25 protein-coding genes are annotated in these 23,457 nt (G+C 63.4%); 14 read left to right on the forward strand and 11 right to left on the reverse strand.

The window, feature by feature from the left end; translation table 11 throughout:
* Positions 1–109: 109 nt before the first annotated feature.
* Entirely contained in the window at positions 110–1,144 is a 1,035-nt protein-coding gene (locus OKW27_RS34715; RefSeq protein WP_429336092.1) for an AraC family transcriptional regulator, read from the reverse strand.
* Between the two features lie 144 nt (positions 1,145–1,288).
* Here OKW27_RS34715 and OKW27_RS34720 point away from each other — a divergent pair, with 144 nt between their 5' ends.
* From OKW27_RS34720 to OKW27_RS34750, 7 genes are all read left to right on the forward strand, one after another.
* Positions 1,289–1,696: a carboxymuconolactone decarboxylase family protein gene (locus tag OKW27_RS34720; protein WP_429336093.1), complete on the forward strand. Its 408-nt coding sequence runs from the start codon at positions 1,289–1,291 to the stop codon at positions 1,694–1,696.
* A 45-nt stretch (positions 1,697–1,741) separates the two neighbouring features.
* Positions 1,742–2,797 carry a 3-keto-5-aminohexanoate cleavage protein gene (locus tag OKW27_RS34725; RefSeq protein WP_429336094.1) on the forward strand — a complete coding sequence of 352 codons (1,056 nt, stop codon included), beginning with the start codon at positions 1,742–1,744 and terminating at the stop codon, positions 2,795–2,797.
* A 74-nt stretch (positions 2,798–2,871) separates the two neighbouring features.
* Positions 2,872–4,149 (forward strand): MFS transporter, encoded by a 1,278-nt coding sequence (locus OKW27_RS34730; protein WP_429336095.1) that lies wholly within the window; start codon positions 2,872–2,874, stop codon positions 4,147–4,149.
* Positions 4,150–4,154: 5 nt separating this feature from the next.
* Entirely contained in the window at positions 4,155–4,991 is an 837-nt protein-coding gene (locus OKW27_RS34735; protein ID WP_429336096.1) for an SDR family NAD(P)-dependent oxidoreductase, read from the forward strand.
* 230 nt (positions 4,992–5,221) lie between these two features.
* Complete coding sequence (locus OKW27_RS34740) at positions 5,222–6,862, forward strand: 3-(methylthio)propionyl-CoA ligase (protein WP_429336097.1); 1,641 nt, start codon at positions 5,222–5,224, stop codon at positions 6,860–6,862.
* Between the two features lie 91 nt (positions 6,863–6,953).
* Positions 6,954–8,078, forward strand: a complete 1,125-nt coding sequence (locus OKW27_RS34745) for a porin (RefSeq protein WP_090803927.1) — start codon at positions 6,954–6,956, stop codon at positions 8,076–8,078.
* 124 nt (positions 8,079–8,202) lie between these two features.
* Positions 8,203–8,577 carry a BON domain-containing protein gene (locus tag OKW27_RS34750; protein ID WP_429336622.1) on the forward strand — a complete coding sequence of 125 codons (375 nt, stop codon included), beginning with the start codon at positions 8,203–8,205 and terminating at the stop codon, positions 8,575–8,577.
* A gap of 259 nt (positions 8,578–8,836) precedes the next feature.
* Here OKW27_RS34750 and OKW27_RS34755 read toward each other — a convergent pair whose 3' ends face one another.
* A complete protein-coding gene (locus tag OKW27_RS34755; RefSeq protein WP_429336098.1) occupies positions 8,837–9,232 on the reverse strand; it encodes a VOC family protein in 396 nt (131 codons plus the stop codon).
* Between the two features lie 317 nt (positions 9,233–9,549).
* On the opposite strand from OKW27_RS34755, the gene OKW27_RS34760 reads away from it, so the two are divergent.
* Both OKW27_RS34760 and OKW27_RS34765 read left to right on the forward strand, forming a co-directional pair.
* Entirely contained in the window at positions 9,550–9,996 is a 447-nt protein-coding gene (locus tag OKW27_RS34760; protein WP_429336099.1) for a lipocalin-like domain-containing protein, read from the forward strand.
* A 392-nt stretch (positions 9,997–10,388) separates the two neighbouring features.
* On the forward strand, positions 10,389–10,712 hold the full coding sequence (locus tag OKW27_RS34765; RefSeq protein ID WP_090803934.1) for a hypothetical protein: 324 nt from the start codon (positions 10,389–10,391) through the stop codon (positions 10,710–10,712).
* Positions 10,713–10,985: 273 nt separating this feature from the next.
* Here the strand turns inward: OKW27_RS34765 and OKW27_RS34770 are convergent, their stop codons facing one another.
* The 7 genes from OKW27_RS34770 to OKW27_RS34800 all read right to left on the reverse strand — a co-directional run bounded on the left by OKW27_RS34770 (position 10,986) and on the right by OKW27_RS34800 (position 15,993).
* A complete protein-coding gene (locus OKW27_RS34770) occupies positions 10,986–12,134 on the reverse strand; it encodes a WD40/YVTN/BNR-like repeat-containing protein (RefSeq protein ID WP_429336100.1) in 1,149 nt (382 codons plus the stop codon).
* A gap of 83 nt (positions 12,135–12,217) precedes the next feature.
* Positions 12,218–12,487 carry a MoaD/ThiS family protein gene (locus OKW27_RS34775; RefSeq protein WP_090803938.1) on the reverse strand — a complete coding sequence of 90 codons (270 nt, stop codon included), beginning with the start codon at positions 12,485–12,487 and terminating at the stop codon, positions 12,218–12,220.
* Between the two features lie 271 nt (positions 12,488–12,758).
* Entirely contained in the window at positions 12,759–13,205 is a 447-nt protein-coding gene (locus OKW27_RS34780) for a copper chaperone PCu(A)C (RefSeq protein WP_244145121.1), read from the reverse strand.
* 115 nt (positions 13,206–13,320) lie between these two features.
* Positions 13,321–14,226 (reverse strand): CopD family protein, encoded by a 906-nt coding sequence (locus tag OKW27_RS34785; protein WP_429336101.1) that lies wholly within the window; start codon positions 14,224–14,226, stop codon positions 13,321–13,323.
* Between the two features lie 2 nt (positions 14,227–14,228).
* Positions 14,229–14,594: a copper resistance CopC family protein gene (locus OKW27_RS34790; protein ID WP_090803941.1), complete on the reverse strand. Its 366-nt coding sequence runs from the start codon at positions 14,592–14,594 to the stop codon at positions 14,229–14,231.
* A gap of 18 nt (positions 14,595–14,612) precedes the next feature.
* Positions 14,613–15,506, reverse strand: coding sequence for a hypothetical protein (locus OKW27_RS34795; protein ID WP_090803942.1), 894 nt, complete (start codon positions 15,504–15,506; stop codon positions 14,613–14,615).
* A 106-nt stretch (positions 15,507–15,612) separates the two neighbouring features.
* Positions 15,613–15,993 carry a DUF2946 domain-containing protein gene (locus tag OKW27_RS34800; RefSeq protein ID WP_090803944.1) on the reverse strand — a complete coding sequence of 127 codons (381 nt, stop codon included), beginning with the start codon at positions 15,991–15,993 and terminating at the stop codon, positions 15,613–15,615.
* A 354-nt stretch (positions 15,994–16,347) separates the two neighbouring features.
* Here OKW27_RS34800 and OKW27_RS34805 point away from each other — a divergent pair, with 354 nt between their 5' ends.
* Genes OKW27_RS34805 through OKW27_RS34815 form a run of 3 tightly spaced genes read left to right on the forward strand, consistent with a single transcriptional unit; the run spans position 16,348 to position 18,259 of the window.
* Positions 16,348–17,115: a sugar phosphate isomerase/epimerase family protein gene (locus OKW27_RS34805; protein ID WP_429336102.1), complete on the forward strand. Its 768-nt coding sequence runs from the start codon at positions 16,348–16,350 to the stop codon at positions 17,113–17,115.
* Between the two features lie 3 nt (positions 17,116–17,118).
* Positions 17,119–17,751 carry a Gfo/Idh/MocA family protein gene (locus tag OKW27_RS34810; RefSeq protein WP_429336103.1) on the forward strand — a complete coding sequence of 211 codons (633 nt, stop codon included), beginning with the start codon at positions 17,119–17,121 and terminating at the stop codon, positions 17,749–17,751.
* Positions 17,648–18,259 (forward strand): Gfo/Idh/MocA family protein, encoded by a 612-nt coding sequence (locus OKW27_RS34815; RefSeq protein WP_429336104.1) that lies wholly within the window; start codon positions 17,648–17,650, stop codon positions 18,257–18,259. Before OKW27_RS34810 ends, OKW27_RS34815 begins: the two co-directional genes overlap by 104 nt.
* A 105-nt stretch (positions 18,260–18,364) precedes the next feature.
* Here the strand turns inward: OKW27_RS34815 and OKW27_RS34820 are convergent, their stop codons facing one another.
* Entirely contained in the window at positions 18,365–19,612 is a 1,248-nt protein-coding gene (locus OKW27_RS34820; RefSeq protein WP_090803946.1) for an MFS transporter, read from the reverse strand.
* On the reverse strand, positions 19,609–20,694 hold the full coding sequence (locus OKW27_RS34825) for a PRC-barrel domain-containing protein (protein ID WP_429336105.1): 1,086 nt from the start codon (positions 20,692–20,694) through the stop codon (positions 19,609–19,611). The genes OKW27_RS34820 and OKW27_RS34825 overlap by 4 nt, the downstream gene beginning before the upstream one ends.
* 444 nt (positions 20,695–21,138) lie before the next feature.
* Between OKW27_RS34825 and OKW27_RS34830 the strand changes: the two genes are divergently transcribed.
* The gene (locus tag OKW27_RS34830; protein WP_429336623.1) at positions 21,139–22,533 is read left to right on the forward strand and encodes an NCS2 family permease; all 1,395 of its coding nucleotides are present in this window, start codon (positions 21,139–21,141) and stop codon (positions 22,531–22,533) included.
* Positions 22,534–22,622: 89 nt separating this feature from the next.
* Entirely contained in the window at positions 22,623–23,369 is a 747-nt protein-coding gene (locus tag OKW27_RS34835; RefSeq protein WP_090803951.1) for a DUF899 domain-containing protein, read from the forward strand.
* The last annotated feature ends 88 nt before the right edge of the window (positions 23,370–23,457 follow it).

Consider the following 23,457-nt stretch of genomic DNA (forward strand, 5'->3'; position numbering starts at 1 on the left):
GATCATCCTTCTGGCCGTGCCCTGTGCGGCATGGGCGCAATCGCAAACGATAGTCACGATCGCTGGCAATGGGGCGCAAGGGTAGAGAATCAGCGGCCCAACGCGATGGCTAGCCAGGCGATGCATCGCGGGCCCCGGCACTTCGTTGTGCATTTTTGCGGCGCCACGTCGAAACGCTGCAGCCGAAGCGGCCGTTGAACCAGCGGGAAAACGCGCTCAGCGATGAGAAGCCTACCAGCGTAGCCACTTCAGACAGCGGCCGGTCGCCGCTACTGACATACCGCATCACCTGTTCAACCCGCACCGCATCGACAATCGACAGAAAGCTGTCACCCTGACGGGCGAGGTGGCGATTCACGGTCGTGCGATCCACGCCCAGATGCTGCGCGATCCGGTCGGCCGAGCAGGTGCCAGACGGCAAAAGCGCAATGACCAGTTTCCTGACCTTGTCGGACATGGTTGCGTTGGACTGAAGCAGCATCGAATCCAGATACTGGCGCACCTGCTGCGCCATGACCGGATCGTAAGCTGGAATCGCGGCGTCGAGATCCGCTGCGAGGCACACGATGCCGTCGAAATCCTGGTTGAACTCAACGGGCGCGCCAAATACACGCGCATGCATGGCGAGGCTGGCTGGAGCGCTGTACGTGAGACAGATGGTGCGGGGCTTCCAGGCGGCGCCCAGCACCAGCCCCAGCGTCCGGTACAGGACGCCCAGTATCAACTCCGTTGCCTGGCGCATCGAGCCAGGCATGCCGCCCATGAGGTCTTCGCGGATGATGGCGAGTCCTGCCGTTTCCTCGACGCGCATCACCACCGCTTCGTTCTGCAGGCGCAGATAGTGCGCCATCGATTCGAGGGCGCGGCGCAACGTCGGCTGTTCCCGCATCGCAAAACCGAGAGGGCCAAGGTTGGAGAGGTGGCGGCTCTCGGCCATGCGCAGCGCGAAATCCTCGACGGCAGCGGCCCGGGCGGAGGTTTCCAGCAACCGCGCCACTGCCTCGGCCGGAATCATGAAGTCCGGGTTCAGCAACGCAGAACGGTCAATGCCGGCATCACTTAACTGCTGGTAGGGATCAAGGCCCACCGATCGGGCCACTTCGACGTAACTGGTCAGGGCGGCACTGCGAAGCAGATAGGACATATGGTTTTCCCTCGTGCATCAAAATGTAAATTTTTTGCCTCAATTTGTCAAACCGCTATTTGCCAGTAGTCCGATACTTGCCTCCAGAGACGCGTAATGACCAACGCGTACGGAAATTCGAGAAGTTCGAGAGGAGGCGAAACAATGAGCAATGAGACGAGCCGCAGCGCGACCCCGGTCTGCGATCAGCTGCGCGCAACCGGCAACTGGAATCCCGCCTGGGATGCGATTGCAGAACTCGATCCTGTCTGGGCCGAGAAATTCATGGCGATGGGCATGCACACCGTGATGTCGGGTGTGCTGGAACCGAAGGTGTTCGAGTTCCTCGCCATCGCGGTCGACGCGTCCTGCACTCATATGTATGCGCCGGGCACACGCCGTCACATCCGCCGCGCGCTCGAACTGGGCGCCACCAGGGAAGAAATCGCTGCGGTCTTACAGGCGGTTAGCGTCCTTGGCATTCATTCCTCCAGTCTCGGCGCGCCGATCCTGCTGGAAGAACTGGCCGACTTCGGGAAGGCAAACGTCGACGCTGCGCAGGCCGTTGCCTGACGTCAGCGCCGTCACTTCATTAATTTTCAAAGAGGAACACAGACCATGCATTTCATGGACGACTCCCTGCTGCCTGAAAACCAGGAAAAACTCGTGATCCAGGTGGCGCCCTATGGGCCGCAATGGATCCCCGGCGATTCGGACGATATCCCGGTCACGATGGACGAGCAGGTGCAGAAGGCCGTCGACTGCTACAACGCAGGCGCGACCGTGCTGCACGTGCACGTGCGCGAGGAGGACGGCAAGGGCAGCAAGCGTCTGTCGAAGTTCAACGACATGCTTGCCCGTCTGCGCGATGCTGTGCCGAAGATGGTGCTGCAGGTCGGCGGCTCGATCTCATTCGCGCCGGAGAATGAAGGCGAAGCGGCCCAATGGCAAAACGATGACACACGTCACATGCTCGCGGAGTTGAACCCCCGTCCGGATCAGGTCACCGTCGCAATCAACACCAGCCAGATGAACGTGATGGAGTTGATGACCGAGGCCGACATCGCGGGTACCTCGCTCATGAACCCGGCACTGCAGGCTGCCTATCGCGACATGATCGTGCCGTCCAATCCCTCATGGCACGTCGAACACATCAGGCGTCTCGTCGCCAACGGCATCCAGCCGCAGTTCATGCTGGGGAATCTGACGCAACTCGAAACGGTCGAGCGTCTTATTCGCAACGGTGCGTATAGCGGTCCGCTGAATATCAATTACGTGGCAATTGGCGGCGGCGCGGCCGGGTTGCATCCCGCCGACATGATCGAGTTTGCCCGCCGCACCCCGGAGGGCGCGGTGCTTACGTTCGAAACGCTGAACCGGAACGTGGTGCCGATGAATACGCTGGCGATTGCGCTGGGCCTGCATGTACGGGTCGGTATCGAAGACACGCTGTTCGGCCCGAACGGCGAGCGGGCGACTTCAGTGCAGCAGATCGAGCAGATGGTGCGCATTGCGCGCGAGCTCAATCGCGACATCGCGAGCGGCGAGGATGCCCACCGCATCTATCAGATCGGCACCCAGTGGGGTTCGGTCGACGAGACGCTCGACAACCTGCGCATGATCCCTAATCGCACGCCCGGCCGGCGCGACGTGCCGGCACGCAAGGTCGCCTGAGCGGGGATAACGGGGCGCAAGGCGGCAGCGTATCGCGTTGCGCCTCGCTCTGAACCTCTCAGGCATGGAGACAGATGATGTACTGGAAGAAAAGCCCCTCTGCGGTTCTGGCATCGCTACTGGTGATCCACCTGCTGGCACACATCGACCGCAATATGCTGCTCGGTTTCTCGCCGCAGATCATTAAAGACCTGGCGCTCAGCAACACGCAATACGGCTTTCTGGTCGGCGCGGTATGGGTGCTGAGCTTCGGCGTGATGGCGATGTTCATGGGCACCCTTGCGGACCGCTTCAGCCGCACCCGGGTCATCGCCGCCGGCGTGCTGATCTGGAGCGCCTGCACGCTGGCCTCGGGCCATGCCCAGAGCTTTGAGCAGATGGTGGTGGCGCGCTTTTTCGTCGCTAGCGGCGAGGCGGCGCTGGTACCTGCCGCGGTGGCCCTGCTGGCTGAACTCTTCTCGGAGAAGCGACGAGGCACGGCGATGGGGCTGTTCTTCATGGGGATACCCATGGGCGTCGGCTGCAGTTTCCTGCTCGCCGGCAGCTTTGGCGCCACGCATGGCTGGCGGACCACGTTCTATGTCCTTGGCATCGTCGGCGTCGCCGTTGCCTTGCCGCTGGCGCTGCTCAAGGAAGACCGTAGCCAGCTCGCACCGCGGGAACGCGGCGCGCCGTTCGTAGCCCAGGCGCTCGCGGTGTTGCGCACCGTCGGTGGCAACCGTGCGCTGGGCTTCGTGATCGTTGGTTTCGTACTGGTGCACCTCGTTTTTGCCAGCTTTTCCTTCTCGCAGTTGTGGCTCGTCAACGAGCGCGGCATGAACGCGGCTGGCATTGCCACCAGGATCGGCGCGCTACAGCTGGTGTTCGGCACGCTGGGCGCGGTGATGGGTGGCGTCATGGGCGATCGTGTGGCGAGCAAACTGCGCGGCGGACACGCCAGCTTCATGGCGCTCCTTGTCGTGATCTGCGCGCCGTTGATGCTGGCCTGCCGTTTCGTCCCGGTCAGTTCGCCGCTGTTCTACATCGGCATGTGCGCGGGATTCTTCCTGCCGCTGGCGGTGTACGGCCCGGGCGCGGCGGCGATCATGAGCATGGCACCCCAGAAGATGCGCTCGACGATCTTCGGTTTCACGATGCTCTCGATCAACGTATTCGCCCTTGCCATCGGCACCGTGGTCATCGGGATGGCCGCCGACCATTTCATCAAGGCTGGCGCCACCGCTCCGCTGACGGGTGTCCTGATCGCCACTGACGTGCTGACGATCAGTTCAGCGCTGTTTTTCGCCCTCGCGGCGCGCGCCTCGCGCAGGCAGCGTGCGCTCGCGCTGCACAACATACAACCTGTGAGGTAATGGACATGCAAGACCAACGTCGGAATCTGGAAGGGCGTGTCGCCCTCGTCACCGGTGCCGGTCGCGGGATGGGCGGTGCCATCGCCGTGGATCTGGCGCGCGCCGGTGCACGGGTCGCGATCTGCGATATCGACATGCCGGCCCTCGAAGAAACGCGCGCTGCCGTAGAAGCGGCCGGCGCACCGTGTCTGGCGCTGCGCTGCGACGTCTCGTCCAGCAGCGAAGTCGCCAACCTGTTCGCCGCGATCGTCGAGCGCTTCGGGACGTTGCACATTCTCGTCAACAACGCCGCGCTCGTGCCGAACACGCCGATCGATACGGCGCGCCGCAACAGGCATTACGCCTATCTCACCACGCCCGTGCAGCGGCAATCGCTGGCTTTCACCAGCAGCATCAGCGACGAGGAGTGGCATCGTTACTGGGACGTCAACGTGCACGGCCTCTTTTACTGCACCCGCGAAGCGCTCAGGCTGATGCAGCCGCAGCGCGACGGCAGGATCATCAACATCGCGTCGATTGCGGGCATCTCGGCCATGAGCGCCCATAGCCCGCACTACAGCGCCACCAAGGGCGCGGTGGTTGCCTTCACGAAGTCGGTCGCAGCCGAAGTCGCGGGTGCCAATATCTTCGTCAACGCGATGGCGCCAGGGGGTGTGGCCACTCCCGAATTCACGGAATACTTCGAAGCCGCCGGTGAGGAAAGGCGCAACCAGTTCTGGCAAGTGGTGCCAGCCGGACGCCTGGGCACGATGGAAGAATACGCCTCGACGGTGACCTACCTGGCCGGCGACCACTACCTGGTCGGCCAGGTGATCAGCCCGAATGGCGGCGTGGTGATATGACCGGGTGCGCCGCGTGACCTGAAGCGATCACGCCTGAAAATCCTTGCATCGACCTCTTCAGCATCTGCCATAACGATCAGTTCTGCGAATAGGATTGTGAGCGCTTCTGGAGATCGGTCTTTGACAAAAGACGACTGACCGGCGGTAAAAGACCGCAGGCGCCCAATGGCTCGAATGCTGCCGCGGGCGATGTCGGCTCGTGACTTTGCATTAAAGAATGGACGGACGAAATGAACGGTTTGATGCTGCAAAAGCAGTTGCTGATTTCCTCGCTGATCGTGCATGCCGATCGCCATCATGGGGATACGGAGATCGTGTCGCGGCGGGTAGAGGGTGACATCCATCGCTACACCTTCCGCGACTGTCACCGGCGCGCGCGACAGATGGCCAATGCGCTCACGAGTCTGGGCATCAGGCCGTCCGACCGTGTCGGCACCCTCGCCTGGAACGGTTATCGCCACATGGAGCTGTACTACGGCATATCCGGCATGGGCGCAGTGATGCATACGATCAATCCGCGCCTGCACGCAGACCAGATCGCCTACATCGTCGACCATGCGGAAGATCAGGTCCTGTTCTTCGATCTGACGTTCCTGCCGCTGGTCAAGGCCATTGCCGGCCGCTGCAAGACTGTCAAGGCGTTTGTCGCGATGACCGATCGCGCGCATATGCCGCTGGATACCGGCATTGCCAACCTGCTGTGCTACGAAGATCTGCTCGAGCGCAGCTCGTCGACCTATGTGTGGCCGAATTTTGACGAGGATACCGCCTGTGCGCTGTGCTACACGTCCGGTACCACCGGCAACCCGAAGGGCGTCCTCTACTCGCATCGCTCGTCGCTGCTTCACACCTTCGCTGCCGCACTGCCGGATGCGCTGGACTGCTCGGCGCGCGACGTGATCCTGCCGGTCGTGCCGATGTTCCATGTCAATGCGTGGGGCATTCCGTATGTCGCGTGCATGGTCGGGGCCAAGCTGGTTTTCCCCGGCCCCGGGTTGGACGGCCCAGCGCTCTACGAACTCGTCGAAGCCGAGCAGGTCACCTTCGCGGCTGGCGTGCCGACAGTATGGCAAGGCCTGCTGACCTGGCTCGAGCAAGGTGGCCTGAACTTCTCGACCCTGAAGCGCACCGTCATTGGCGGCGCAGCCTGCCCGCCCGCAATGCTTCACACGTTCCAGGATGGGTACGGCGTGGAGGTCCTGCACGCATGGGGCATGACCGAACTGAGTCCGCTCGGGACCATCGGCGCGTTGAAAGCAAGGCACCTCGCACTGGGTCCGGAAGACCGTTGCGCCCTGCAATCCAAACAGGGGCGCGCGGTATTTGGCGTCGATATGAAGATCCTCGATGAGAACGGCCAGGAACTGCCATGGGACGGCGTGAGCTCGGGCGATCTGCTGGTGCGTGGCCTATGGGTGGTGCGCAACTACTTCCGCAATGAAGGTGGCAACCCGCTGCGGATCGATGCCGACGCGCATGGCTGGTTCCCGACCGGCGATATCGCGACCATCGACGCCGACGGCTTCATGCAGATCACCGATCGCAGCAAGGACGTGATCAAGTCCGGCGGCGAGTGGATCAGCTCGATCGAGATCGAGAACCTCGCAGCCGCGCATCCCGCGATAGCGAGCGCGGCCTGCATTGCGGCGAAGCATATGAAGTGGGACGAGCGGCCACTGCTTGTCGCCGTGAAACAGCCCGGTGCACAGGTCACAGCCGAAGAATTGCTGGCGTTCTTCGAAGGAAAGATCGCGAAATGGTGGACGCCGGATGCAGTCGTATTTGTCGACGCGGTGCCGCTTGGCGCTACCGGCAAGGTGCTGAAGAACCAGCTGCGCGAAGCGTTTCAGGACTATCTGTTGCCGACTTAAGGAAGCCGGTGGCCTGGCGTGATGAGTATTGAACGTACGTCTTGAACGTACGTCGTTACGGGTGGATTAAAGCTACAAAACTGGAGACGCAATGAAACTGAAATGGGTAGCTGCGGCCGCGGTGGCCGTCCTTGGAAGTCCGGCCTATGCGCAGTCGTCGGTGACGCTGTACGGCGTCGTGGATTCCGGTCTGCTATATCAAAGTACCTCGGCGGCCTCGTTCAGCCCGACGGCGAAGAATCTGGGCAAGGTATATCGCTACAAGGATGGCGGGATCTACGCGAGTATCTGGGGGCTCAAGGGTTCCGAGGACATCGGCGGCGGCTATCACGTCAACTTCAAGCTGCAGGGGTCGTTCGACAGCGGCACCGGCAAGTTCGGCCTGGCGGATACGCCGGGCGCGGTGGCGCAGTTCAACCAGTTCGCGACGCTCGGCGTGTCGGGACCGTTCGGTACGGTGAACTTCGGTCGCCAGATCGTGCCGATGGCCTACGCGATGGCCGATACCGACGTGCGGGCGGGCCAGTATTTCGGCAGCATCCTGACGGCATGGCTGGGCATGAACCAGGCCGCAGGCTGGTCCGGCACCAGCACCAACGGACCGATCGGCGCGCTGTACGACAGCAATGCGATCGTCTACGAGTCGCCGACATTCGCCGGCGTGTCCGCAGCGCTCGAATATGCGCCCGGCGGTGTGGCAGGCAGCTTCCAGGGCGGCACGCGCGAGTCCGCCGTGCTCAAATACTCGAACTATGGCCTCAATCTGAGAGCCGTCTACTACAACGGTCACGACACCAATCCCGGACCGACGACGGTGCCCACCGGACTCGCCAACAACCGCCTCTACTACCTCGGGGCGCTGTACACCTATCACGCCTTCTCCATTTCCGCGTCATATTCCAACGGCAGGAATCCGGCGCACGCGAATCTGGTCAACCTCGACCTGTATTCGGCCGGCCTCGGCTATCAGTTCTCACCGGCATTCAAGCTCACCAGTGGCGTGTATTACCTGAAGGACGCGAACAATTCGGCCAACAAATCGCTCGAGGTCGCCGGAGGCGCCGAATACAGTCTGTCCAAGGCCACTTTGCTCTATGGCCAGGTGGGTTGGGTGAACAACCACGGAGATATGACGCAGACGATTACGTACGGCCAGCCCGTCGCGCCGGGCCTCGGGACGACGGCGGTCATGCTCGGGATACGCCACTACTTCTAGGGATCCTCCGTATTGAGCTCGAAATGAAGACCTCTGGCCGGTGAAGCGTGCCGGCTCGCCCCGCGGTAGCAGAACAGCGATTCCAACGGGGATCCCACAAGACTCAGGAAGATTGGAGAAAGCAATGAAGGTAATCAGGGCACTCAAACTGGCGGTCGGCGCACTGATCGTGACGACATGGATCAATGCATGGTCCCAGCCTGGCGAATCGGGCAGTGGGCCAGCGTCAACCGTCATGGCGTCGCCGGGCAGCGGCGCTTCGACGAGTTCCAGACAGGCCGATCGCGCGCTCGGCAGGAAGGTACGCGCTGCGCTCATGAAGGACAAGGAGATCAGTGCTTCAAACATCAGTGTCCGTGCGAGAGGTGGCGCGGTGACGCTGTTTGGCACGGTGCCCGATGCAGCGCAGATCGACAGGGCGGCCGGGGTTGCCGAAGCCGTGCCGGGCGTGACAACCGTGAAAAACAGTCTGACACTCAAACGCGTATTCGGCCAGTAAGTGGTCATCCTAAGTAAGTCCGGATCGCTGCCAGGCTTGCACCGAAGCGACACCGCTCTGCCTACGACGTCAGTCTGCCGGCGCATCTGGTTGGCGGACGGCGCAAATGGATCGATTGCGCAGATGAGCCCGGTTTCGTCGAAGGGGTGACGGCATTGGTCGGGAGGCAAAACACCCAACGTCGACCGAGCGTGCCGCACCGTTCTTGAGCTTTAGCGAATAGACGAACCGACAGAAAAGTGCTGCTGTCGGTAACGTCCTACCTTGAACGAATCTCGGCAGCACGGAGGGCGCGCTGATGTGTGGCAATCTGCCATGTGTTTCCCCACGGATCTCTTACCATCGCTCGCCTGTCGCCGTATGGCATGTCGGTCGGAACTTCGAGTGAGATCGCATTCGCCGCAATCGCTCGCAGGTAGGTCGAATCGGCGTCCTCGACGTAGACATACAGAAATGCCGGCATCGGATCGCGAAGGCCGTCTGCGCCGCTAACCATCACGACGGAATCGCCGATCATGATTTCGGCAGGCCGCCCGTGACGGAATTCGCCCAGTGCCTGAAACACCATCTTGATGAATGTGATCAGGTTTTCCGGATCCCGTACGACGATTCGGGGCGTGACGGTACGCCATCCATCGGGCTGAAATTTAGCCATCTTGGGCAGCCTCGGAAGAGATTCGCAAGGGCATTGTCCTCCGGGCGCCGGATGTCCGCAAAGGGGGGCGAACTCGGCCGAATCGGCATCCGGCTCGGTTCGTCGGCCAGAAGCGGAACTATGCAGCGGCCTCGGAAATTTCTCGTAAGCGGACGATTCCGGTCACGCGAGATTGATTGATCTGGTGAACGACTGCGAGTAGTGTCGCCAGAATCGGAGGACGGAAAGTCAGATCCGAGATACCAGAATGAGCGTCATCTAAGAGCTCGACTCAGTTTCAGGCCACACGGTGTATTTGTCTTGGAAGGGTGGAAGCTATGGCACATGAGCGACAGACCTGCACCGGTGCGCAGCTAGGAACGTGGAAGCTACAGTCCTTCACGACTGAAGACCTGGCCACCGGCCAGAAGACCGATTTGTTCGGCGCTCGCCCAAGCGGTTATCTCAGCTATGGTCCCGACGGCCGGATGTACGCAATTCTGGTCAATGAGGGACGAAGGGCGCCATCCGATCTGGTTCCTACCGACGCGGAACGCGTCGATCTCTACAGCGGGTTTAGCTCATACGCGGGGACCTACAGCATAGAGGGCGACAGGGTTAGTCATCGTATTGATGCATCGTGGAACCAGTCGTGGACAGGAACGACCCAAGTGCGTCAGTTCAGAATCGACGGCAAGTACTTGTACATTAAGACGCTGCCCGACAGGAACCCATTAACTGGCAAGGAAAGCACTTCCGTGTTGGTCTGGGTTAAGGTCGAGTAGAGTGGAAGCACGCCGGGCGTTCTCAACCCATACTTGACACACACGAGAGGCGACCACTCCCTTCCGCGCGCTTTGCGCGTGTTGGAGCGAGCGTTTTGAATGGGCGTCTGTTTTCGCAGATTGGCAACGACTGCTTGCGGCGGTGGCGAAGGACCGCACGGGTCGACTTGCGACGATCCTCCGCTGCGGGCCGGCAAGCGGTTCCATCGAACTATTGCATCGACCGGTTGAATCCGCCGACCGATATCCGAACGTTGCGATATGACAGCGCCTCTTCATCCAAAAAAACCGTCTTATTTTCGCTCGAAATCTGTCACCATTTCATGCGACACCGACCGTGAGCGTAGCGCTGGTCCTGCATTGCGGAAGTGTGTCCTAACGGGAGAGTCCTGATGAGCAAGAAGTCCGAAACGAGCGGTAAGAGCGGCGCGAATGAGTCGACCGCTGCGACGCTGGCCGCGCTGGCGAATTACATCAGTGAATTCGTCATCAATGGGACGCTCGACACCCGATGCGCCGCGAAACTAGTTAAGCGCCTGAGAAAGGAAGCGGAAACCATTTTGGAAAATGGAAGCGCGACAAAGCTGGCACAAAAGGATCTTAAGAAAGCGTTCGACACGGTTGACGCTGCAGTCCAGGACCACGATGCGAAACTGCTGGTCACAGCTAACGCAGCACTACGTACAGCAGACGAGGAGAAAAAGGCGGAAAAGTAGCACTGAAGACTCGCACGCCTTGACGCCGTAGTAGCTGCGTCCTCCGCCAAAAGCTGTCTCTCGCGCAGGAGCGTCCGCGTGACTGCTGGTGCTGATCAGACGTTCGGCGAAGTGTCAAAAGGTCTCTTGCGACAAGCCGAGCTACACCAAGCGGTTCGCCGGCGCGTACAGCTCGAAGTATCGATCCATCACGCCGATGCACGCATTCAGGCTATGTCCGGCGCATGAATGGCAATGTAGGCGTTTCATGTCTCACCAGTCCGCCCCGCGCCCTCATCCAAACCGAACACAATAAGCAGGCGGCAAATGCGCTGAAATCAAATGCCAGCTTTCGCCGCCGTCGTCGGACGTCCATAGCGCGCCGGTGGTCGACGCCATTGCGAGGCGCGTGCCGGAGTCATCTACAGCGAGCCCGTGCCGATACACGAGGTCATACGCCGGTGCAGGCGGCAACCCGTTCGAGAAACGCTCGAACGTGCGGCCGCCGTCGCGTGTGCGCGTGACGACGAACTGGCCGTCCACCGGGATCCGGCACTGGTCTTTCACGGCGGGCACAAACCACGCGGTGTCCGGCTCGCGCGGATGCACGGCAACCGCGAAGCCGAAGCTCGAAGGCTGCGCTTCGATCCGCTGCCAGTGCGCCGCGCCGTCGGTCGAGCGGAAGATCGCGCAGTGATGCTGCGTCCACAGCGCATCTGGATTTGCGGCGCATTGCACGACGCGGTGCGGGTCTTGCACGTTGGCATCGCCGCGCCGCTCCGGCGGCATGTAGTCGGCCTCCATGCCTTCGGCACTAACGCGCCAGGTCGCGCCGCCGTCGGCGGTTTGCCAGACGCCGCCACACGACACGCCGATCGTCACGTGCCGGCTGTCGCGCGGATCGACCATCACGGAATGGATGCCCGGCGCGTCGTAGCCGCCTCCGAACCATTCGCGGCGCTCCGGGCGATCCCACAGCGCCCGGTTGAGCAGCCATGTGTCGCCGCCGTCGTCGGAACGGAAGAGCCCGCCGGGAATCGTGCCGGCCCACAGGACGCCCGGCTCGTCCGGGCCGCCGGTTTCGAGCGACCAGATTTGCTGGAGCGTCCAGGGAGGAGCCGGCGGGCTGGGCACGGCCGCGCTCGGATTGTCCGCGCTCGTGTCCGCGCCGTCACCGGCATGCGTCTCGTCGGCAGGCTGCGGCGGGTAGACGGGGACCGCGCACTCTTCCCAATCCTCTACGCCCGCGCGCCGGCGATGCAGCTTCACGCCGAAGTGGCCTAGATTGAGCGCGGCATACAGCGAACCGTCGCGCGGATCAGGCAGCACCATGCTCACCGGCTCGCCGACGAAATACGGCTCACCGAGCGTCCAGCCGCCCTCGCCGTCGGCTTGCAGAACGAACAATCCCTTGCGGGTTGCAACAAGCAATCGATCGCTCATGTGGAGTGTCTCCTGTCGACCAGAGTTGGCGCTTTAGCGCTTACTCTGGTCCCATGCAAAGCTCGAGTAAGAGTGGAACCTTCTTATCCGCCCGACAACGCCTGTATGACGTAAACCCGGCTTTCCTCGCCGAGCGCATCGGACAGATGTTGTCGGTCGCGCACCGGCCGGCCGTCGACAAACACGGCGAGATGTCTTCGCAGTGAGCCCTGATCGTCAAGGATGTAGCCGCGCAGTCGAGGTTGCGCGGCGAAGACGGCCTTCAGTGCTTCGCCGAGCGTGCGCGCGTCGATCTCGCGCTCGGGCGTTGCGATATGCCGTTGAATCGAAGCAGCGAAGAAGATGTGCGCCATGGCGGGGTAGCCGAGCGGGAATGGCCTGTTCGTCGATTCTGCAGTTTAGACGATCCGCCGGGTGCTTCGGGGCATCGCCATACAACAGACGACAGGTTGCGCCTCCGAAGCGGCCGTTGCGGTGTCGCGAGTCCGAAAGTCGGCTCGGGCTCGCGTGCCGCCGAGCGCATCGAGCATCATTGACCAGATACAAACGTCCGCCGCTTGCCCGAATCGTTGCAGCCCGCGTTCTCAAGTCTCGCGATCGATTTCGCGCGGGCTGCAAGCGTCATTACTGGCCGGTTGCGCTCTTCACCGCGCATTGCCCGACGATACTCTCCCCGTCACTGAATTTGAACGTGACGGGAACCGTCGAACCGACCGTCAGCGGCTTCTTTTCCTTCTCGAACATCACGTGATACCCCCCCGGCGCGAACGCGAGTGTCCCGTTGGCCGGGACGGTCACCTTGTCGACCATGACCATCTTCGACGTGCTCCCGGTAGTCTGCGTCTGATGCAGCATGGACATCCCGAACGCATCGGTGCTAACACCTTCGAGATCGACGGGCTTGTCTCCCATGTTCATCAGCTTGAAGTAGCCGCCGGACGGCACGTCGCCCGGCATCGAGCGGATCCAGCAGTCGGACACCATCATGGCGCCCGACGAAGCGGCGAAAGCGGTTAGCGAAGCAGCCGCGAGCGGCAGCGCGATAGCCAGGCGGAAGAAGGGGTGGTGCATGGCATAACCTCCTGTTCTACGTTAAGGAAAATGTGATGGGTTGGCGGGACGTACGTCGCGGCACCGGGGCGCCGCTCGATCGTCATATCGGTCGCATGTCTATATGGTCGCTCCGCTATCCGCCCGTCGGCGACGTATGGCCCAGCACCGCAGCCAGCGCAAGTACGGCTAGCATGACGAGCGCTTCGACAGAGACAACGCCGTCGAAGCGGCGTTGCGCGGCAGGGTAGTCCGGATCGTTCCGCTCGGCAAGCACGAGCAGATCGGGCAGAATCGCCATCCGGTTCCAGCCGCCGAGCAATGTCGCCAGGACCACACATGCAAGCTTTGCGGCGAGCAACCGGCCCCAGTGTGTGCGCAACAGCGGCGCGCTGGCCTGCGCCGTGTCCTGAACGGCGTTGTAGAAACCGGTGACGAGAACAAACACGAGCGCAGTCGTCGCCAGATGAGACAGCGCCGAGCAGAACGCAGCCCTCTGGCCGGGCGGACGGCCTGGTTCGCGTTCGAGCCGGCGCAGCAGGATCGCGGCGACGATGACACTGCCGGCCCAAAGCGCAGTCGCGGAAAGGTGGACGACGTGGATCGCCTCACGCCACGAGAAGTCGCCGGAGTCGGCCGCATGGCTCGCGGCTGCCTTGCCCGCGACCCACAGGACGAACCCCGCAGCAAAGAGCGCTGAGCCGCGCTCTTTCTTGAGGCCACTCAACGCCGCGAGCAGCGCGCCGGCAACGCCGATCGACCATGCCTTACCGAAGTGGGACTGCGTCAGTACTGGGGCGATAGCCGAACCAGCTTCACCGAGCGGCGAACCGCTCATGATTGCGGCCTGAAGCCAGAGGTACGCCAGCGCGGTGAGAGCGAGTGCGACTGACGCGACGGTCCGCCAGACTCGCGTCGTGTCTTGCCCAGGCAATCCGCTACGCGCGCCCAGGACCCCGCATGCAAGAGCGCCGGTAGCGACGGCAAACAGAATGTCCTGCATCGCGGCCAGTGCAATCTGGGCGACGACGAGCGGATCCACCGTTACTTCACCGTGAACGTGTAATGCCCCTGGGTGCGATGGCCGTCGTCGGCAACGGCGACCCACGAGACGGTATAGGCGCCGGGCACGAGGGGATTTAGCCCTACCGACATGTGCTTCCTGTTCGACGGGTCAACCGCAGCTTTGCCGCTCGTCACGGACTTGCCTCGCGAGTCGGTGACGGCGATCGAGCTGAAGGCGGGCTCCAGACCATCGTCGAAATCGATCGCCACGTCCTTCTGCGAGGTCGTGACGGTCGCACCGGCCCCCGGCGCCTCCTGAGTCGGGTAGGCGTGCGCCTGCGCGAGATTGCAGCCGGCGATCATCAGCGCGGCGATGGCCGCGCGTGCAGTCGTGTGCAGTTTCATGAGAGGACTCCTTACACGTTAGAACAGCGGCTTGCCGAGCGTTTTCGGCGCAATATCGTCGAAGAAAAGATGGGCCTGTACCAGGATGCCCACATGCGAACCGCTCGCGCTGTTGATTGGTATCTGGGCTTCGACACCGAACTGGCCATAGCGGTTGATCCAGATGAACCCTGGATTGATTGTGCCAGTGGTTTGGCCCTGACTTCTCGATAGCGGAAACTCGACGATGGGAACAATGTTCGAGAGCGGCTGCGGCAAGCCGAAATCATGCACCTGCTGCTGCAGATAGGGCAGGCTGTACTGGACCGTGAAACCGTAGTCGAAAGAATTGGGCTGACCGGCCCCGGTGGTCAACGAAGGCCCAGCTTCGGCGGTAATCGCAACGGGTCGGAGATAGGCCAATGAGTCGGGCAGATCGCCCATACCCTTGCCCACGTAGATCGTCGGCGAGATGGTCGAAAAGCTGTCCGCAATCGCGTGGCTGCCGGTTCCACCCAATTCCGCATGCACCCCGACTGAAGTCATGAATTCGTGCGGGGCGTTCACATACAGCAGATACTTCAGGCCGACTCCAAAGTTATCGAACCCGCGCGCAGTCGGATTGTTCTGCATCACGTAAGCGCCGTCGACGGACAGGGCAAGCCTTGACGTGATCAGCTTGTCGTACTCGAAGCTGAACGTATTGATGCTTTGATCGCCGTTGTCTCCAGGAACACGCTGATGCCCGTATTCGAAGTTAGCTTCATCGCCGACACCTGGATCATCGACAGCCAACGTTGACGGAAAGACGCGGTCGCCCGCGATGGCATGGGCAGCGGCTGGCGATGAGGCGAGCAGGAGCGCAGTTGCGGCGAACGAGATCGTTGCCGTGGCGAAGAAGGGTTTCCCATGGCGCAAGGTATTGTTATTCATGTTTCATCCATTGATTGAGGTCGTCATCGCGCCGCCGCGAGTCTGTGAAGAGACACGACGACGCCTGGCGATGCGTTCGTGCACGGCATCGCCACCAAGGCTCAATTCAGGATGAAACGGGGGGCGCGCGCGGCTGGGCGGATGCCAGCGGTTCGACGCGACGGATGCTCTCGAACCGCGTCGCAACGCGATGCTGGATGGCCCAGACCGTGACCGCAAATTCAGGCTGGACGCTCGGCAGTACGGGCGTGTGCGCAATCAGGTTGCAGTAGCCGCAAGCATGCCAGTGAGCAGCCAGCGAGTGCGAGGTGTCCTCGTTGCCCGGCGGATTGCCTGGAGTCGAATGTGCGGAGCAGAGCGAGGCTGAAGGAAGCCCAGCCTCGTTGCGGTCAGCCAGTGCGTGCGAAACCGTCGGCGCGAGCGTTGCCATCAGGATTGCCAGCAATCCCAGATAGGAGCCCAATTTCCGGCAGAAGCAGCTCAGCATAAGGCCGACGATTCGATATTGGTCTGGTGAAGGTGAATGCGGCGCATTATGCCATGTGTTGTTACTTGCAGGCATCGACCTATGACAGCTTGCCGCGTTGCCGGAAATCTCAAGTAGCCCTGGAATGAGACGCTCGCAGGCCGCGCCTGACTGACTCCTGAGGGTCGACAACAGCCGAGCGCATCGGGTGGTAGCCGGCCCATCTCCAGCCATTCGCCCGCACCTGCTATTTGCTGATGGGTCTTCGGCTGGCTCGACTGAGCAAAAACCGCCACAGCGACGGCGCCAACCACTCGCGCCCAGCTCCGTAGGCCATCCGTGCCGCATCCACCTTGACTCTTCGGATTGACGACCATGAATCAAGCCTTGCCCATTTCCATCCAGATTTACAGCCTGCGTAATGCGGGCGAACTCGACCGGCAGTTCGACATTGCCGCTCAAGCCGGATTTCGCCAGGTGGAGCTGATCGGGTCCTTGCTCGAAAATGCGGCCGACACCCGGAGCAAGCTTCAGGCGCGCGACCTTAGCGCCTCCTCCAGCCACCTCGGCATGGCCATGCTGCGTGAGCGTTTGCACGAAGTGAGCGCGGCGTGCGAGACCCTCGGTATCACCCAGTTGGTCATGCCCGCGGTGCCGCCCGCCGAGCGCGACAGTGACGCCGCATACTGGCGGGCGCTCGGCAACGAGTTGGGCAGCCTCGCCCATCGGCTAGCCGCTCAGGGCATCGCCCTCGCTTACCACAACCATGATTGGGAACTCAGCGCCAAGGAGAACGGCGCAACGGCGCTGGAACTGCTGTTCGAGTCCGCCGGGGCAAGCCCGCTCGGCTGGCAAGTGGATGTAGCCTGGCTCGTGCGCGGCGGCGCCGATCCTCTGCCATGGCTTCGTCGTTATACGGGCCGCGTGGTCTCGGCCCATGCGAAAGACCTCGCGCCCGCGGGTGAAAAACTGGACGAGGACGGCTGGGCCGACGTCGGTCACGGCGTCATGGATTGGCCCACGCTGGCCGCCGCCTGCCGCGAAGCGGGGGCGCGTTTTCTCGCCGCCGAGCACGACAATCCCAGCGACGGCGAACGCTTCGCCCGCAATGCCTTTGCCTATCTGCACCAGCTCGGAGCCTGATCCATGAAACCTGTCTTCGTCGGCATCATCGGTTGCGGCAACATCAGCGATGCCTATTTCACCGGCGCGGCGAATTCGGAATTCGTCCGCATCAAGGCCTGCGCCGACTTGCGTCCGGAGGCCGCCCGGGCCAAGGCCGCGCAGCACGGTGTTGCCGCGATGACGGTGGATGCGCTGCTGGCCGACCTCGACATCGAAATCGTCATCAACCTTACGGTGCCGCACGCGCATGTGCCGGTAAGCCTGCAGATTCTGGAGGCGGGCAAGCACGTCTACCTCGAAAAGCCCCTGGGCACCGAGTTCGCGTCCGCACGCGCGATGCTGGCGCGAGCCGAGGCTTCGGGACTACGCGTGGGCTGCGCACCGGACACCTTCTTCGGCGCGGCCCATCAGGCGTGCCGCGCGGCGCTCGATGCGGGCCGCATTGGGCGTGCCATTGGCGGGGCCGTGGCCGTGTTGTCCCGCGGCATGGAGTCCTGGCATCCCAATCCTGAGTTTTTTTTTCAAGCCTGGCGGCGGCCCGATTCACGACATGGGCCCGTATTACGTGACGCAGTTGGTCAACCTGCTTGGGCCGGTGGCACGCGTGTCTGCTTGCGCCACCATCGGTTTTCCCCAGCGCATCATCTCCAGTGAGCCGCTGAGGGGGCAGGTCATCGAGGTCGAGGTGCCCACCACGGTCAACGGTATCCTGCATTTTGCGGGTGGGGCCAACGTGGTGATGAGCGCCTCCTGGGACGTGTGGGCCCATCAGCGTGCGCCTATCGAGATCTATGGCACGGAAGGTAGCCTGTTGGGCGTCGATCCCAATTTCTTTGGCGGGAGTCCTCGCGTGGCTGAACGTGATAGCGGCTTCAAGCCGCTCGACACACAGGTCCATGCTTTTGGCGTCGACAACTTCACGTTGAGGAGTGGTGCGCGGGTGGCCAATTACCGCGCTGTGGGCGTGCTGGACATGGCCATCGCGTTGCGTCGAGGTCGGCCGCATCGCGCGAGCGGCGAACTGGCGTTACACGTGCTGGAGGTGCTGGATGCCTTCGAACGCTCGTCGCGCGAGGGGCGGCACATCGATATCGAGACCGTCGTGCAGCGACCTGTCGTCGTGCCATTGGGTCGAGGCGAAGAGGTGTTTCTCGCCGACTGACTCACCTGACTTCCGCAGTGATCAAGCCGGTTGCGACGTGATCCGACTGCGACCATCAGATCACGCCCCGGCTCATACAGCTCGCGCGACTCACCTCGCCGCCGACTATCCACGACCGGGCACAGCCGCGCCGTCGCCGTTGCTGGCCGTCGCCGCGTCGCGCGTCTCGGGCATCGCCGCCCACACCAGCAGCACCGCGAGCGCACCGGCCGCCGCGAGGCAGAAGAAGCTCACCGTGTTGCTGAAACGATCGGCGACGAAGCCCGCCGCCGTCGTGCTCAACGTCGCGCCGATGCCGGCCGCGAGCCCGAACAGGCCGATACACAGGTTGTAGCGGCCCTTGTCGCCGGCGACGTCGGCGGCGATCAGCGGCAGCATCACCCCGAACACCGCGGCGCTCAAGCCGTCGAGCATCTGCACCGGCACGAGCAGATAGGGGCTGCTGATGCCCGCGAACAGCAGCGCGCGGATCGGCAACGCGGAGAAGCCGAGCAGCAGAATCGGCCGGCGGCCCCAGCGTTCGGCCGAGCGCCCGACCCACGGCGACATCATCGCGACGATCGCCTGCGGCACGATGATGCATGCCGCAATCACGAGCTGCACGTTGTCTCCCATGCCGGCCGTCACTTCGCCGGCGGCCAGGTTCAGCATCGCCGCGTTCGACAGATGGAACAGCACGATGCAGGCGGCGAACAGCAGCATGCGCTTGTCGCGCAGCAGCTCGCGCAGGCTTTCGCGCCGCTCGAGCTGCTCGGGGGTGGGCGCCGCTTGCGGCAGCTCGATCGTGTCGGTGCGCTGGATCATCGCGAGCGCGATCAGCGCGGGAACCGCGAGGCCCGCGGTCAGGACGAACACCGCGCGCGGCGAGTAGTACTCGCCGAACAGTCCCATCAGACCGGCCGCGACCGCGCTGCCGATCGATGCCCAGCGCGCATTGCGGCCGAGCCGGTCGCCGAGATTCGCGCGACCCACCAGCGCGAACGAGATCGCCGCGAGCGCCGGCGTCAGCATGCAGCTCGCGAAGCCGTGGAACACCTCGGCGGCGATCACCGGCAGCACGGTCGGGCTGATCGCGAGCAGCATCGCGCTGAGGATGATCGCGCCGATCGCCCACGCGGCCGCCGCTTTCTTGTTGCGCAACGCGTCGACCGCGGCGCCGCCGGGCACCTGGCTGACCATCGCGCTGATCGTGCCGACCGACAGCACCATGCCGATCTCGCCCTGGGTCCACTTGTGCGATGCGAGGTAGGACGCGATGAACGGCCCGAAGCCCGTCTGCACGTTGGCGACGAAGAAGTTGAGCCAATCGAGCGCGCGCAGACTTCGCGCCGTGACCATAGTACGGACCGTCATCGGACCGCCCGTGCGTTGGAAACCGCGACGGCCGACGACGCGGCCGGCGGCGCCGGGACCGCCGGCGCGGCGCTGGCGGCAGGCTGCGCGGGCGGCGCCGGCGACACCGCGCGAATCGGCTTGTCGCTCGCGTAGGGCGGCGTCGCATTGATCTGCGCGTCGCTCAGATCGATCTGCGGATGCAGTTCCTTGTCGCGCGTGACGAAGCGCAGCGCCGACCAGTTCGCGGCGATCGTGCGCCGGTCGGGGCTGACCAGGCCGCCGACGTCGAGGACGATCGCCTGCGGCTGCGCGTTGCCGTCGATCAGCACGTCGACCACACGGCCCACCTTGGCGCCGTTCGCGCGCTCGACGGTCGCATCGAGCAGCGGCAGTTCCAGCGGGTTCGATTTGTTCGCGGTGCTCGGCACGGCCGTCGGGTTCAGCGTGATCGGCGGCCCCTTCGCGGTCGGCGTGAAGTGGAACGCGCCCCACGGGAAGTTCACCTTGCGGTCGCCGACGCCGAGGAAGCCCTGCAGATTGACGACCATCTCGCGCGGCTTGCCGGCTGCGTCGGCGATCATGTCGACCGCGCGGCCGACCACCTTGCCGTCGGGCTTCTGCACCTGGCTGTCGAGCAGCGCGCGCGCGTCGCTGCGCTCGATCGTGCGCAGCACGATCAGCGGCGGCGGCGGCGGGGGAGGCGGCGGAGCCGGCACGACAACGGGCGGCGGCGGTTCGACCTTGTGCGGCTTCACGACCGGCTTCTTCGGTTTCTTCGGCTCCTCGGGCCCCTCGTTCGCCTCGCTCTCGACCGGCTCGGGCGCGGACGCGGCGACCGGCGCGCTTGCCGGCTCGACCGGCATCACCGTCGCATCGACGATCGGCGCCTGCTGCGTACCCCACAACAGGCTGCTGCAGCCGGACAGCGCGGCGAACGCGAACAGCGCGGCCACGGTGCACAGCCTGCGGAACAGTCGAAGCACATCGAGCGAATCAGGCGAATCAGGCGAATCAGGCGAATCGAGCGGGCGAAGCGATCCAAGCGGTCCAAACGGGACAATCGGCAGGCGCCCGGCGGGGCGCGGAAAACCGCCAGTCATCAGGAAAAACTCCACGGGCAGGTGCGGACGGGCGCGATGAGCCGCCGCGGTTGGATGGGGTACGGCCCAGAGTTTAACCTGCGCTGCCGCGCGGGCAGCCTTTCGCCGGTTGCGTTGCAGGCGGTTTCGCCGATGCGCTGGCGGTATAGCGCTGCACGCCGCGTGGCTGGAACGCGATCGCCGGGGTGGGTTCGGCGCGTTTGGCGGCTGCCCGTATGCCGTAGGTGTATACGCGCGCAGCGCTCGCGCGAGCGACCGTCGCGCAAAAGATATAAGTCGCGCGACATGTCCGGCATGCCATTCATGCGATTGGACACATAGTTCGCTTCACCTACATTTCGACTCAGAAAAGCGTTACCCACACCAACCAATCCACGAGACGAACCTGATGACGGCCGCTTTAGCGGCCGTTTCAGCGCGCTGATAAAGGAGGCACTCATCATGATGGAACCCCAGGCCCTCGCGAATGCCGACGTCGCGAGCGAATCCTTCGACACCGAATCATTCCGCGGTAAGGGCTTTCTCGACCGCTACTTCGACATTTCCGCGCGCGGCAGCACGCAGCGCCAGGAGATCGTCGCGGGCATCACGACCTTCCTCGCGATGGTCTACTCCGTGTTCGTCGTGCCCGGCATGTTCGGCAAGGCAGGCTTCGATACCAGCGCGGTGTTCGTCGCAGTGTGTCTGACCACGGCGTTCGGCTCGCTGCTGATGGGCGTGTGGGCGCGTCTGCCGATCGCGATCGGCTGCGCGATCTCGCTGACCGCGTTCACCGCGTTCGGCCTCGTGCTCGGCAAGGGCCTGCATCCAACCGTTGCGCTCGGCGCGGTGTTCCTGATGGGCGTCGTGTTCACGACGATTTCGGTGACCGGCGTGCGCTCGTGGATTTTGCGCAACCTGCCTGTCGGCATCGCGCGCGGCACCGGGATCGGCATCGGCCTGTTCCTGCTGCTGATCGCCGCGAACGACGTCGGGCTCGTGGTCAAGAATCCGGGCGCGGGGCTGCCGGTGTCGCTCGGCAATATTGCGGCGTTGCCGGCGCTGATGTCGGTCGCCGGACTCGCCGCGATCGTCGGGCTCGTGCGGCGGCGCGTGCCGGGCTCGATCCTGATCGTGATCGTCGCGATCTCGGCGATCGGGCTCGCGATCGATCCGGCCGTAGCGTTTCACGGCATCTTCGCGGTGCCGTCGTTGAGCGCGCCGGGGCATGCGTCGCTGATCGGCGCGATGGACGTGAAGGGCGCGCTGTCGATGGCGGTGCTGCCGAGCGTGCTCGCGCTCGTGATGACCGCCGTGTTCGACGCGACCGGCACGATCCGCGCGGTCGCGGGCCAGGCGGGGCAGCTCGACGAAAACGGCCGCATCATCAACGGCGGCCGCGCGCTGACCGCCGATTCGCTGAGCTCGATCTTCTCGGGCCTGCTCGGCGGCGCGCCGGCGGCCGCGTATATCGAGTCGACGGTCGGCGTCGCGGCGGGCGCGAAGACGGGGATGGCGGCGGCGGTCGTCGGTCTGCTGTTTCTCGTCGTAATGTTCTTCTCGCCGCTCGCCGCTCTGGTGCCTTCGTATGCGACCGCGCCCGCGCTGATGTACGTGGGGCTGCTGATGCTGTCGAACGTCAGCAAGCTGCATATGGACGACATGGTCGACGCGATGGCGGGGCTCGTGTGCGCGGTGTTCATCGTGCTGACCGCGAACATCGTGACCGGCATCATGCTCGGCTTCGCGACGCTCGTGATCGGACGCGTGGTCAGCGGCGAGTATCGCAAGCTCAATGTCGGGACCGTGGCGATCGCAGTCGTGCTGGTCGGGTTTTATGTCGGCGGCTGGGCGATCTGAGTTTCGTTGCGGCTCCTTGACTTTCGCGTCAGCGTCTCTAAACCTTAAGCTTGAGGTCAAGCCCTGCATCCGCAGGAAAGGAGACGCAGATGGAACCGCAACATCGCATCGGCAGCCAGGAAGAGTGGCTTGCCGCGAGCCGCGCGCTGCTCGCCGACGAAAAAGCGCATATGCGCGCCGGCGACGAACTCGCGCGCAAGCGCCGCGAATTGCCGTGGGTCAAGGTCGACAAGGTTTATACGTTCGATACGCCGGAAGGCCGCAAGACGCTCGCGGAGCTGTTCGACGGCCGCAGCCAACTGATCGTTTATCACTTCATGCTGGGCCCGGACTGGGAAGAGGGGTGCGTCGGCTGCTCGTTTCTGTCGGACCATATGAGCGGCATTCTCACGCATCTGGTCCATCACGACGTCAGCTATGTGACGGTATCGCACGCGCCGCTCGAGAAGATCGACGCGTTCAAACGGCGCATGGGGTGGACCTTTCCGTGGGTGTCGTCGAGCGGCAGCGATTTCAATTTCGACTACCACGTGTCGTTCACGCCGGAGCAGCTGGCGAGTAAAAAGGCGTTCTACAACTTCACCGAGCAGGACGTCGGCATCGACGAACAGCACGGCCACAGCGTGTTCTACAAGGACGCAAACGGCGACGTGTATCACACGTACTCATGCTACGCACGCGGCGACGAGCGCTTCGTGAACACCTACGCGCTTCTGGACATCGCACCGAAAGGCCGCAACGAGAACAGTGGTCTGACCGACTGGGTCAGGCATCACGACCGCTACGACGACCACGCGCGCGCGGCTTGCCCGGCGTGCGGATCGTACACGGTGTGAAGCGGTGAAGTGGTGAAGCGGGCCGACGAAGGGGGCGAGGGGCGCGCGCCGCGCTAGCTGGCGCGGCGCCTCTGTGCTGCACGAGCGC

This window comes from Paraburkholderia sp. 35.1, from assembly GCF_050436525.1.
Taxonomy (GTDB): domain Bacteria; phylum Pseudomonadota; class Gammaproteobacteria; order Burkholderiales; family Burkholderiaceae; genus Paraburkholderia; species Paraburkholderia tuberum.

Bases quoted from the DNA above. Each gene is read 5' to 3' on its own strand.
- OKW27_RS34715 (WP_429336092.1), bottom strand. From the start codon at position 1,144: ATGTCCTATCTGCTTCGCAGTGCCGCCCTGACCAGTTACGTCGAAGTG.
- OKW27_RS34720 (WP_429336093.1), top strand. From the start codon at position 1,289: ATGAGCAATGAGACGAGCCGCAGCGCGACCCCGGTCTGCGATCAGCTG.
- OKW27_RS34725 (WP_429336094.1), top strand. From the start codon at position 1,742: ATGCATTTCATGGACGACTCCCTGCTGCCTGAAAACCAGGAAAAACTC.
- OKW27_RS34730 (WP_429336095.1), top strand. From the start codon at position 2,872: ATGATGTACTGGAAGAAAAGCCCCTCTGCGGTTCTGGCATCGCTACTG.
- OKW27_RS34735 (WP_429336096.1), top strand. From the start codon at position 4,155: ATGCAAGACCAACGTCGGAATCTGGAAGGGCGTGTCGCCCTCGTCACC.
- OKW27_RS34740 (WP_429336097.1), top strand. From the start codon at position 5,222: ATGAACGGTTTGATGCTGCAAAAGCAGTTGCTGATTTCCTCGCTGATC.
- OKW27_RS34745 (WP_090803927.1), top strand. From the start codon at position 6,954: ATGAAACTGAAATGGGTAGCTGCGGCCGCGGTGGCCGTCCTTGGAAGT.
- OKW27_RS34750 (WP_429336622.1), top strand. From the start codon at position 8,203: ATGAAGGTAATCAGGGCACTCAAACTGGCGGTCGGCGCACTGATCGTG.
- OKW27_RS34755 (WP_429336098.1), bottom strand. From the start codon at position 9,232: ATGGCTAAATTTCAGCCCGATGGATGGCGTACCGTCACGCCCCGAATC.
- OKW27_RS34760 (WP_429336099.1), top strand. From the start codon at position 9,550: ATGGCACATGAGCGACAGACCTGCACCGGTGCGCAGCTAGGAACGTGG.
- OKW27_RS34765 (WP_090803934.1), top strand. From the start codon at position 10,389: ATGAGCAAGAAGTCCGAAACGAGCGGTAAGAGCGGCGCGAATGAGTCG.
- OKW27_RS34770 (WP_429336100.1), bottom strand. From the start codon at position 12,134: ATGAGCGATCGATTGCTTGTTGCAACCCGCAAGGGATTGTTCGTTCTG.
- OKW27_RS34775 (WP_090803938.1), bottom strand. From the start codon at position 12,487: ATGGCGCACATCTTCTTCGCTGCTTCGATTCAACGGCATATCGCAACG.
- OKW27_RS34780 (WP_244145121.1), bottom strand. From the start codon at position 13,205: ATGCACCACCCCTTCTTCCGCCTGGCTATCGCGCTGCCGCTCGCGGCT.
- OKW27_RS34790 (WP_090803941.1), bottom strand. From the start codon at position 14,594: ATGAAACTGCACACGACTGCACGCGCGGCCATCGCCGCGCTGATGATC.
- OKW27_RS34795 (WP_090803942.1), bottom strand. From the start codon at position 15,506: ATGAATAACAATACCTTGCGCCATGGGAAACCCTTCTTCGCCACGGCA.
- OKW27_RS34800 (WP_090803944.1), bottom strand. From the start codon at position 15,993: ATGCTGAGCTGCTTCTGCCGGAAATTGGGCTCCTATCTGGGATTGCTG.
- OKW27_RS34805 (WP_429336102.1), top strand. From the start codon at position 16,348: ATGAATCAAGCCTTGCCCATTTCCATCCAGATTTACAGCCTGCGTAAT.
- OKW27_RS34810 (WP_429336103.1), top strand. From the start codon at position 17,119: ATGAAACCTGTCTTCGTCGGCATCATCGGTTGCGGCAACATCAGCGAT.
- OKW27_RS34815 (WP_429336104.1), top strand. From the start codon at position 17,648: ATGGGCCCGTATTACGTGACGCAGTTGGTCAACCTGCTTGGGCCGGTG.
- OKW27_RS34820 (WP_090803946.1), bottom strand. From the start codon at position 19,612: ATGACGGTCCGTACTATGGTCACGGCGCGAAGTCTGCGCGCGCTCGAT.
- OKW27_RS34825 (WP_429336105.1), bottom strand. From the start codon at position 20,694: ATGACTGGCGGTTTTCCGCGCCCCGCCGGGCGCCTGCCGATTGTCCCG.
- OKW27_RS34830 (WP_429336623.1), top strand. From the start codon at position 21,139: ATGGAACCCCAGGCCCTCGCGAATGCCGACGTCGCGAGCGAATCCTTC.
- OKW27_RS34835 (WP_090803951.1), top strand. From the start codon at position 22,623: ATGGAACCGCAACATCGCATCGGCAGCCAGGAAGAGTGGCTTGCCGCG.